The organism is Paraburkholderia bengalensis (assembly GCF_037126505.1).
Classification (GTDB): domain Bacteria; phylum Pseudomonadota; class Gammaproteobacteria; order Burkholderiales; family Burkholderiaceae; genus Paraburkholderia; species Paraburkholderia bengalensis.
The window spans coordinates 1-9,837 of record NZ_JACFYJ010000166.1; the positions used below are offsets into that span (position 1 = coordinate 1).

The 9,837-nt window shown below is 65.7% G+C and carries 9 protein-coding genes; 4 read left to right on the plus strand and 5 right to left on the minus strand.

Annotated features, from left to right (window positions below; genetic code table 11):
• Nucleotides 1–260 precede the first annotated feature (260 nt).
• From H3V53_RS41245 to H3V53_RS41260, 4 genes are all read right to left on the minus strand, one after another.
• Entirely contained in the window at nt 261–938 is a 678-nt protein-coding gene (locus H3V53_RS41245) for a methyltransferase family protein (RefSeq protein WP_336602746.1), read from the minus strand.
• Between the two features lie 10 nt (nt 939–948).
• A complete protein-coding gene (locus H3V53_RS41250) occupies nt 949–1,779 on the minus strand; it encodes an arylamine N-acetyltransferase family protein (RefSeq protein WP_336602747.1) in 831 nt (276 codons plus the stop codon).
• A gap of 307 nt (nt 1,780–2,086) precedes the next feature.
• Nucleotides 2,087–2,755: a hypothetical protein gene (locus H3V53_RS41255; RefSeq protein WP_336602748.1), complete on the minus strand. Its 669-nt coding sequence runs from the start codon at nt 2,753–2,755 to the stop codon at nt 2,087–2,089.
• 247 nt (nt 2,756–3,002) lie between these two features.
• Entirely contained in the window at nt 3,003–3,899 is an 897-nt protein-coding gene (locus H3V53_RS41260) for a LysR substrate-binding domain-containing protein (RefSeq protein WP_336602749.1), read from the minus strand.
• 103 nt (nt 3,900–4,002) lie between these two features.
• Here H3V53_RS41260 and H3V53_RS41265 point away from each other — a divergent pair, with 103 nt between their 5' ends.
• Entirely contained in the window at nt 4,003–4,935 is a 933-nt protein-coding gene (locus tag H3V53_RS41265; protein WP_336602750.1) for a DMT family transporter, read from the plus strand.
• A 146-nt stretch (nt 4,936–5,081) separates the two neighbouring features.
• Here the strand turns inward: H3V53_RS41265 and H3V53_RS41270 are convergent, their stop codons facing one another.
• On the minus strand, nt 5,082–6,389 hold the full coding sequence (locus H3V53_RS41270; RefSeq protein ID WP_336602751.1) for an MFS transporter: 1,308 nt from the start codon (nt 6,387–6,389) through the stop codon (nt 5,082–5,084).
• A 150-nt stretch (nt 6,390–6,539) separates the two neighbouring features.
• Between H3V53_RS41270 and H3V53_RS41275 the strand changes: the two genes are divergently transcribed.
• From H3V53_RS41275 to H3V53_RS41285, 3 genes are all read left to right on the plus strand, one after another.
• A complete protein-coding gene (locus tag H3V53_RS41275; RefSeq protein ID WP_336602752.1) occupies nt 6,540–7,322 on the plus strand; it encodes a GntR family transcriptional regulator in 783 nt (260 codons plus the stop codon).
• A gap of 7 nt (nt 7,323–7,329) precedes the next feature.
• Nucleotides 7,330–9,042: a malonate decarboxylase subunit alpha gene (gene mdcA / locus H3V53_RS41280; RefSeq protein ID WP_336602753.1), complete on the plus strand. Its 1,713-nt coding sequence runs from the start codon at nt 7,330–7,332 to the stop codon at nt 9,040–9,042.
• Nucleotides 9,043–9,046: 4 nt separating this feature from the next.
• Nucleotides 9,047–9,837, plus strand: a 791-nt coding sequence (locus H3V53_RS41285; RefSeq protein WP_336602754.1) for a triphosphoribosyl-dephospho-CoA synthase, incomplete at its 3' end; no start/stop codon positions are given.

Below are 9,837 nucleotides of genomic sequence, written 5' to 3' on the forward strand. Positions count from 1 at the left end.
TGGGGGCCCGTGGGCAAGTGCTGATGCTGCTTTCTTTTGCCTACTTTTCTTTGCAGCCGGCAAAGAAAAGTAGGTGCCGCCCCGCACAGGGGCAACGCTTGCGCCGCGAAGGCGCATTGCGGATGCCCGCGCAAAGGGCAACACACACCGGCAACGCCCCCGCCGCGTAGGCGCAATCGCGGATGCCAGCGAAAGTGCAAACCCACAAAAACGAACAGCGTCGCAGACAAGAAAGTCAAAAGACAAGAACAACAAAAAAATCACCACACATAAGGCACAAACCGATACCTCACGCGCGCCGCGTACTCCGCATAACCTTCGAGTTGCGCGCACAGCATGCGCTCCTCCAGCACCGCGCGATACGCAAGTCCCACCACCAGCAGCGGCACGCAAAACACACCCCACCACGATCCGAGCAATAACGGCATGCCAACCAGAAACAGAATCGCCCACGCGTACATGGGATGCCGCACGTAAGCATACGGACCGCTGTCACTGACCTTGTGCCCGCGCTCGGACTGAATCTTCACGACAGGCGCCGCATAACTGTTCGCGCGAAACACCGAACGTATCGCAACCATGCTGACGAGAATAGCAAGCGCGCCGATACCCTGCAGTGATGGGTGCATCGACGACCAGCCCAGCCGCCTCGCGTCCAGTCCCATCAGGATCAGCCACGCACACCACACGACCACCACGCTCGCCATGAAGAATTTGTCCCACGCGCTTTGCCCACGCTGCACGAACGAGCCGAGCCGCTCGGCGAGCAACGCAGGGTCGTGACGCGCAAGCCACACGCCAACCCATACGCCGAGCACGCCCATTTCAAGCAGATAACACCACGCGCCCGGCCACGCGAGCGTGCCGGCCGCGCCGAACAGCAGCACGCCCATGCCCGCGAGCCCCAACAGCGTCTGGACGATGAGCCGCGCGATCATCGTGTGCGACTCAGGGCGCTGCGCCCGCCGCCGATACGCGCGCGTAAATGGCGGCGACATCGATATCGCCGAGCGCGATCAGAAACGTGTCGCGCAAGCACGTCTGCAGTTCATGCGCACTCTCGATGCGCCGCTCGATCGCTTCGCCGTCGATCGTGCGCGCGGTGAGCCGGTCGTTGAAGAGCGTGAGCCGCCCTTCCGGGCTCACGCGGCAGACGACGAGATTCGTCGTGAATAAAGAATCCGGATAGGTCGACGTGTACCAGTTCGACACTTCGTAATCGATCCATTCGGCAGGCTGCAAATCGAAGCGATACATCTTGAGCCAGGTCTCGCCCGATTGCACTTCGAGATCGAGCGCGTCATGCGATGCATCGACGAGGCGAAACGGCTCGTGCGTCGTCGCTTGCGCGATGCCCGTCTGCAGCCGCAGCGGCGACGTCAGCGTGACGGCGCCAAAGCCGACGTCGGCGATCCACGGCTGATCGTCGACGGTCACGCGCAGCAGCATATGCGTGCGCGGCGTGATGGCGTCGGGCTCGCGCCCCCACAGCACGCGCGCGATCATCGGCGTCACGTCGAAACCCAGTTGCATCAGCACGCGCGCGAACAGCCCGTTCTGCTCGAAGCAATAGCCGCCGCGCCGCCGCTCGACCAGTTTGTCGACGATGGCAGGCAACGCGAGATCGACGCGGCGGCCTGTCAGTGGATCGAGGTTCTCGAAGGGAATGGACAACGGATGCAAGCGCTGCAGGTCGCGCAATACATCGAGCGTCGCGGCCTTCGGCCCCGCATAGCCGATGCGCCTGAAATAGCGGTCGAGATCGAGCGTGCTGGTCATCCGTTGCTCCTGGTTGTCATGATCGCGTCGGCCGAAGGAATGGTTGCCGCACGCGTGGCGGCACGTCGAAAGCGTACCGTCAATGACGCCCGGCGTGCGTCATGTCCCCTCGCGCGAAAGCCCATTCGCGAGGGTGCTGGCGGGACACACACTCGGCATCGTCGCATCGCGCGCCGCCCCGCGTCGAGAATGGCCGGGCGCTGCAAGGCACGCCGAAAGGCTCGCCGAAAGGCTCGCCGAAAGGCTCGCCGAAAGGCTCGTCGATGGGCAGCCCAAACGGCTCGCCGAGCTTGCGCCGTGCATCGGATCAGAAACCCTTGAGCGCCGAAGTCGCAATGGACGGCACGCTGATGCCGTGACTCGCCGCGAACTGCACGGCGGCGCTCAGCGTCGATGCCAGCGACTGCAACTGGCCCGGCGCCGACTGCGCGATATACGACGCGGCCTGCGCCGTCTGCGGATTCATGCCCGCTTGCAGCAGCGAGCCGGCGTTCATCTGGCCGAGGCTGCCCAAGCTTGATTGCAGGCTCGAATACTGGCTCACGCCTTGGCCGAGCGACGCGAGGCCGTTGGCGAACGCCTGCTTGTCGACGGGTGCCGACGAATCCGATCCACGGCTCGCAAACGCCTGCGTCAGCGTCTGCGACAACGACTGCTGCGTGCTGCCGACCTGGGACAGCTGGCTGACCGACGGTGTGCCGCCGCTTAGCAAACCCGACGCCTGTTGCGCCTGGCTCGCCGCGCTCGACAACCCCATCGCCGAGGCGAGGCTCGACTGTCCGCTCAATACCTGCTGGTTCGCGCCGACATAGTTCTGCAACAGCTGCGACACGCCGCCCGACGAAGCCGACGCGCCCGCATTGCCCGATGAATTGCCGCCGCCAATGCCGAACTGCTGCAGATTCAGTTGCGCAAAGGCCGCGCTGCTCGCGAACAGGCCCGTGACGAGCGCGGCGGAAAGAATACGAGTCTTCATGGCTGGCCCTCCTCTCATGTATGGATAAACGCGATGTCGGCTGGATGGCCGTTCGTGTCGCCTGGCGTCCCTTTCGACTCGCGCACAGTGCGAGCGTTCGCCCTTTCGTCTGACGCTAGCGCGGGTAGCAATACGCTTGCCCGCGCGCTCGCCGGTGGCCCGCGGCGCCGCGCCGTTTGGTGCCCGCGGACGCGTCGATCGAACGCATGGCGCGAACATGCGGCGAAAACGCGGCAGACACGGCGTTTCACGCCCTCCCGCGCGGCTCCCGCGTGTCGCGGACCATCGTGCGCACCGACAGATCCTGCACCATTTGCGCGGCCAGATAGTCGCATGTCGGACGGTCCGATTTCGCGCTGCGCGCCACGACGATATCGAGCGGCTCGATCACGGGCAGCCCATGCTCGCCGCCCAGCACCGTCAGGCGCGGCGGTACGCTGCAACGCGCGAGCGCAATCACGGACAGACCCGCATCGACCGTCGCGACAAGGCCGCTCAGGCTCGCGCTGCTGTACGCGGCGCGATATCGGATGCGCGCGCGGTCGAGCGCGGCGAGCGTGTTGGTGCGCGCGACACAGCCGGGCTCGTACAGCCCCACCGGCAACGGCGACAGATTCAGCACGGGCGTATCCGGCGACGCGCCGACCCACACCATCGGCTCGCTGCGCACGAACTCGCCGCGCAGCTTGCGGTCGCGCGTGACGAAGGCGAGATCGATCCGGTTGTCGGCAAGCATCGGCGCGAGCGCCGTGCTCTGTGCGCAGACGATCTCAATCTCGACATGCGGATACAGATTCGAGAAGCGGCGTAACACCGGCGACAGCAGCGACGACACATAGTCGTCCGGCGCGCCGAGCACGACGCGCCCCGTCACTTCGGGCCGCACGATCGCGGACCAGGCTTCCTCGTGCAGGTCGATGACGCGCCGCGCATATTCGAGCAGCGTGTTGCCCGGCCGCGTCAGCGAGAGATTGCGCGTGTCGCGCGCAAACAGCGTCGTGCCGAGCATCCGCTCGAGGCGCTTGATCTGCATGCTGACGGCCGCCTGCGAGCGATGCACAACAACGGACGCCTTCGTGAAGCTGCCCGCCTCGACAACGGCGACGAAGGTGCGCAGCAAGTCGATATCGAAATCGGCGTGCATGATTTATCAACCCGGCTTATGGAATTTCTCAATTTTATTCGTTTGTCATGTGCCCGCAACACCTCGATACTCGGACGCATTGACCCGCGAGGAATCATTCGTCATGTCGTCTTTGTCGCCTTTTCCGCTCAGCCGAAGCCAGCAAGGCGCGCTCACGCTCGCAAGCGGCGGCCTGCTGATGGGCACGATCGGCGTGTTCGTCGAGGAGGCGCGGCTCGGCGCGCTGACGCTGGTGTTTTTCCGCTGCCTGTTCGGTTTCCTGTCGCTCGCGGCGTATTGCGCGTGGCAGGGCTATTTCGCGCGCCGCCATTTCACGCGCCGCACGGTGGCACTCGCGACGATCTCGGGCGTGCTGATGGTGACGCAATGGGTCGGCTTTTTCGACGCGATTCACCGGACGAGCATCGCCGTCGCCACCGTGGTGTTTCACGTGCAGCCGTTCTGGGTGGTGCTGATGGGCGCGGCGCTTTTCAACGAGCGGCTCGGCATCGACCGGCTCGGCTGGATCGCGACGGCGTTTGTCGGGCTCGTGCTCGCGTCGGGCGTCGCGGGAGCGGGCTCGCTGCAGGGACACACGAGCTATCTGATCGGCATCGGCGAGGCGCTGGCGGGGTCGGTGCTGTATGCAAGCGTCACGCTGATCGCGAAGAGTCTGGGGGACTTGCGCCCGCATCTGCTGACGCTCGCGCAATGCGCGGTGGGTGTCGTGTGTCTGCCGTTCATCGCGCCGCTCGGCGCCGAGCACATCGCACCGACGCAATGGTTCTGGCTGGTGGGCATGGGCGTGCTGCACACGGGGCTGTCGTACGTGCTGATCTACGGCGCCCTGCCGAAGCTCACGACGCCTGTGATCGCCGTGCTGTTGTTCGTCTATCCGCTCACCGCGATTGCCGTCGATGCGATTGTCTATGGGCGGGCGTTGACGTTGCCGCAGTGCGGCGGCATGGCGTTGATCGTGGTGGCGAGCTTGGGGGTGAATCTTGGCTGGCCGTTGGTGTCGGCGGCGCGGCTGGTGCTGCGCGGGCATGCGCGTTAGCGCCCGCACGGCGTAGACGGCCTGGCTGTTGCCACCGGCCGCGGCGCCGAGCAACAGCCGCAAAAAGGGAGCAAAGCGCGCCGCGCATGCTCCCTTTCGAAACACAACCGGAATATCGCGCCGAGGCCCGCGCCCCGGCGGCATCGTTACTGCGGCAACACGTCGCCTTTCGTTTCCTTGGCAAACGGAATGACCAGCAGCCCGACGACAAACGCGATCGCCGTCAACGCGACGGGCACGCCCAGCGTATGCATGCTCAGTACGGCCGCGCCGAGCAGAAAGTTCACGCCCGCGCCGACAAAGCGCCCAAACGACGTGCAGAACGCAAACGCCGTCGCCCGCACGCGCGTTTCGAACAGTTCCGGCAGCCACAGGCTGAACAGCGCGAAATTGCCGCCAAAGAATCCGAGCACGAACAGCCAGGCGATGAACGGCGCCAAGCCGTTCGGCAGATAGAACGCCCAGCCGAAGCTGCCGATAATCGCCACCGCCATGCCCGCGAAGTACACGGCCAGCGTCTTTTTGCGCCCGATCCGCTCGGCGAGCGGCGGCAGCGCGAGGCAGCCGAGAATCGTGCCGATCGACAGCAGGCCCGTCGCCATCGACGCCATTTTCGTGGCCTCGGGTTTCGCCATGCCGGCGCGCGTCGCCAGCTGGATCACGGCCGACGGCTCATACACGGCGCCCGCCCACAGACCGATGATCGCAATGGTCAGCAGCGCGCACATCACCCAGGTGCGGCGTCGATAGGTCGGTCCGAAAATCTCGCGCATCGGCTTGACGTGCACCACGTCGCGCGCGTCCGCCTTTTGCCACTTCTCCGATTCCTTCACGCGCGTCAGGATCATGATCGCGATCACCACGGGCACGGCGCCCGTCAGGAACATCGCGCGCCAGCCGAAATGCACGCCAATCGTGTAGTTCAGCGCCGCCGCAAGGAAGAAGCCGGCGTAATAGCCCGTCTGCAGATAACCCGCGCCCATCTTGCGGCGATCCTCGGGCCACGCTTCCGCTACATAGGTGCCCGCCAACGCCCACTCGCCGCCGATGCCGACGCCCGCGATGAAGCGGTAGATGCCCAGCTCCCAGACGTTGTGCGCCGTCGCCGACAGTCCCGTGAAAATCGCGAACGTGAAAATCGTGGCCGCCAGCACCTTTGTGCGGCCGAAGCGGTCCGCGAGCGGCCCCCAGATGAACGACAACCCCCAGCCGACGAGAAACAGCGCAAACAGAATCGAGCCGGCAAGGCCGACGTTCGCCGGCGTCGCCGCATAGCCCGAGCGCGGCAGCAGTTCAGTCAGCGCCGGCGTCAGGACGAGCGCGTAAATGAACGAGTCCATTCCGTCCAGTGTCCATCCTGCCCATGCGCCCCAAAAACCGGCGATCTGCGACCGGTTCAGGGGTGTCTTGTGCCGCACGACGCCCGCTCGGTCCGATATCGAAGAATTCAGCATGCTCCTGCTCCTCCACGTACTACGGTTGGATAGTTACCGTCACACAGCTACTTCCGTGCTCCGCGAGAGAGGAAGCAGCGTCGTGCGTTTAGGAAAGCCCCGGGTTATCCCGCTGGAAATTGTCGATTTTTATATATAATATTTGATGTCATGAGCAACGCAACCGATGGTTTTCCCCTGGACAGCGCCCCGCGCGTCCCTTTCCTCCCCACGGCGCCCGCGCCGCGGCCCAGCACGTCGCGCGTGATCGCCGAGGCGCTGCGCGCGGCGATCGTCGAAGGGACGCTTGCGCCGGGCGAACCGCTGCGGCAGGACAAGATCGCGCGGCACTTCTCGGTGAGCGCCATTCCCGTGCGCGAAGCGCTGCGTCAGCTGGAAAGCGAAGGCTGGGTGACGGTCGAGTTGAACAAGGGCGCGAGCGTCGCGAGTCTGACGCCCGCCGAAGCGCGCGAGATCTACGAGATCCGCTCGGCGCTCGAAAGCCTCGCAATCTCGTTGGCGATTCCGAATCACACGCCCGAGACGCTGCGCGAGGCGGCGGCGCTGTGCGCGGAAGCCGCGCGCGAGTCCGACCCCGCGCTCTACGTGGCGCGCAACGAAGCGTTCCACACGGCCCTGTATGCGCCCGCCGGCCGTCCGCAACTGGCGGAAATGATCGCAGCGCTGCACCGGCGCGGCGAACGGTATCTGAGGGTGAAGTTCGGCTCGCCCGAGAACAAGGGCGAGTCGGACGCAGAACACGCGGCAATCCTTGCAGCCGTCGAAAACAAGGATGTCGCGCAGGCGCAAGCGCTCGTGTCCGCGCATCTGCTGGGCACGGGCGAACTGGTCTATCGATTTTTGACGGAACGCGCGCAGGCCGAGGCCGCCGCGGCAGCCCCGCGCAGACGGCGCGGACGGCCCGCGCGCACTCCAACCACGATCGGGAGTTAAAGCACCGATGAATCAGCGTATCGAATCCGCCAAGCTCGCAGCCACGCTCGAATTGGCACAGGCAACGGCCGCGCCAGCGGCGTCCACCGCGTCGCGCTCGTGGACCACCCGGCGCGACGAGAAGCGGCGCCGGCTCGCCGCCATTGCACCCTGGCTCGAAGACGGCATCCTGCCTGCGCACCGCATCGTCGACGCGCTGGAGACGCTGATCCGTCCCGGCGACCGCGTCGCGCTAGAAGGCGACAACCAGAAGCAGGCCGACTTCCTGTCGCGCTCGTTCGCGAAAGTCGATCCGCAGAAAGTGCACGACGTGCATCTGCTGATTTCGAGCATCAGCCGCCCGGAACATCTGACGCTGTTTGAAAAGAACATCGCGCACAAGGTCGATTTCTCGTTCGCCGGTCCGCAGAGCCTGCGCGTCGCGCAACTGCTCGAGGACGGCCAGCTCGAAATCGGCGCGATCTATACGTACGTCGAACTGTATGCGCGCATGTTCGTCGACCTGACGCCGAACGTCGCGCTGCTGTGCGCGGAAAAAGCCGACCGTCACGGCAACCTGTACACCGGCCCGAACACGGAAGACACGCCGACCATCGCCGAAGCCGCCGCGTTCCGGCATGGCATCGTGATCGTGCAGGTCAACGAGATCGTCGATGAATTGCCGCGTGTGGATATTCCCGCGTCATGGGTCGATGTCGTCGTCGAGGCCGACCGCCCGTTTGCCGTCGAGCCGCTTTTCACGCGTGATCCGCGTCATATCGGCGACCTGCAGGTGCTCACCGCGATGATGGTCATCAAGGGCATCTACGAGCCGTATGGCATCGCGTCGCTGAATCACGGCATCGGTTTCGACACGGCCGCGATCGAACTGCTGCTGCCCACGTATGGCGAATCGCTCGGTCTCAAAGGCAAGATCTGCCGCAACTGGACACTCAATCCGCATCCCACGCTGATTCCCGCCATCGAATCGGGCTGGGTCGACAGCGTGCATTGCTTCGGCAGCGAAGTCGGCATGGAAGCCTATATCGAGGCGCGCCCCGACGTGTTCTTCACGGGCAGCGACGGCACGCTGCGCTCGAACCGCGTGCTGTGCCAGCTGGCGGGGCAATACGGCGTCGACCTGTTCATCGGCTCGACGCTGCAGATCGACGGCGACGCCAATTCGTCGACGGTCACGCGCGGGCGGCTCGCGGGCTTTGGCGGCGCGCCGAACATGGGCCATGATCCGCGCGGCCGCCGCCATTCGAGCGAAGCGTGGCTCAAGCTGCTGAAGGACGAAGGCCCCGTGTCGCGCGGCAAAAAGCTCGTCGTGCAGCTGGCCGAAACGTACAAGAAAGGCGGCGAGCCGACCTTCGTCGACGAACTCGACGCCGTTGCCGTCGGCAAGAAGAGCGGCATGCCCATAGCGCCCGTCATGATCTACGGCGACGACGTCAGCCACGTCGTGACGGAAGAAGGCATCGCGCATCTGCACAAGGCCGAAGGGATCGACGAGCGCCGCGCGGCCGTCGCCGCCGTGGCGGGCGTCACGCCCATCGGCTTGCGCGCGAAGCCGGAAAAAACGGCTGAGTTGCGCCGCCGCGGCATCGTCGCGTATCCGGAGGATCTCGGCATCCGGCGCGGCGAAGCGAAGCGACGCTGCTCGCGCGCGAGCATCGACGATCTCGTCACGTGGTCGGGCGGGCTCTATGCGCCGCCGGCACGCTTCCGCAGCTGGTGATGCGATGGCGCTGCAACTCGCTGTCCCGCTCGACGCGGGCGCCTTCCCTCACGCGTGCATCGAAGATTTACGTGGCACGGATGCCGCGCCATCCGATGCGCAGCTCGCGCAGTTCGCCGTCGCCGCACTGATCGAAGAAGCGCAGCTGACGCCGAAGCCCGCGCTCGTCGATGCGCGCGGCAGCGGCGCGCATCGCGATCTCGATCTGCCGCTGATGCTACGCTCGGCGCGCGCACTCGAACCGACGTTCGCAACGCTTGCGCATGTATCGCGTGACCGCGTGCCGTCGGCGACGCTGCGCACGGAACTCGCGCAGATCGGCCGCGCCGGCGAACACGACATGATGCGCGCGACCAACGGCAGCAATGCGCATCGCGGCGCGATCTGGATCGTCGGGCTGCTGGTCGCGGGTGCCGCCATTGCGTCCGGCGATGCCCACGCACCGGGCGCGCCACGCACATCGCACGCGCATTCGCTCGCAGTGCGCGTCTGCGGAATCGGCGCGCAGATCGCCTGCTTTCCAGACCGTTTCGCCGCGCCCGCCGACAGCCACGGCGAGCGCGTGCGCAAGCGCTATCACGTCGGCGGCGCGCGTCAGGAAGCGCAGGACGGTTTCCCGCATGTGATCGGCGTGGGGCTGCCCGCGTTGCACGGCGCGCGCGCAAAAGGTATCGGCGCAAAAACGAAGCGCGCCTCGACGACCTTGCTCGCGAGCCGCAACGCGACAGCCGCCGACTTCGAAACGGTGCTCGAGGCGATGCGCGCCGGCCAGATTCCGGACCGTGCGCTCAACAC

Bases quoted from the DNA above. Each gene is read 5' to 3' on its own strand.
- H3V53_RS41245 (WP_336602746.1), bottom strand. From the start codon at position 938: ATGATCGCGCGGCTCATCGTCCAGACGCTGTTGGGGCTCGCGGGCATG.
- H3V53_RS41265 (WP_336602750.1), top strand. From the start codon at position 4,003: ATGTCGTCTTTGTCGCCTTTTCCGCTCAGCCGAAGCCAGCAAGGCGCG.
- H3V53_RS41250 (WP_336602747.1), bottom strand. From the start codon at position 1,779: ATGACCAGCACGCTCGATCTCGACCGCTATTTCAGGCGCATCGGCTAT.
- H3V53_RS41255 (WP_336602748.1), bottom strand. From the start codon at position 2,755: ATGAAGACTCGTATTCTTTCCGCCGCGCTCGTCACGGGCCTGTTCGCG.
- H3V53_RS41260 (WP_336602749.1), bottom strand. From the start codon at position 3,899: ATGCACGCCGATTTCGATATCGACTTGCTGCGCACCTTCGTCGCCGTT.
- H3V53_RS41275 (WP_336602752.1), top strand. From the start codon at position 6,540: ATGAGCAACGCAACCGATGGTTTTCCCCTGGACAGCGCCCCGCGCGTC.
- H3V53_RS41270 (WP_336602751.1), bottom strand. From the start codon at position 6,389: ATGCTGAATTCTTCGATATCGGACCGAGCGGGCGTCGTGCGGCACAAG.
- mdcA (WP_336602753.1), top strand. From the start codon at position 7,330: ATGAATCAGCGTATCGAATCCGCCAAGCTCGCAGCCACGCTCGAATTG.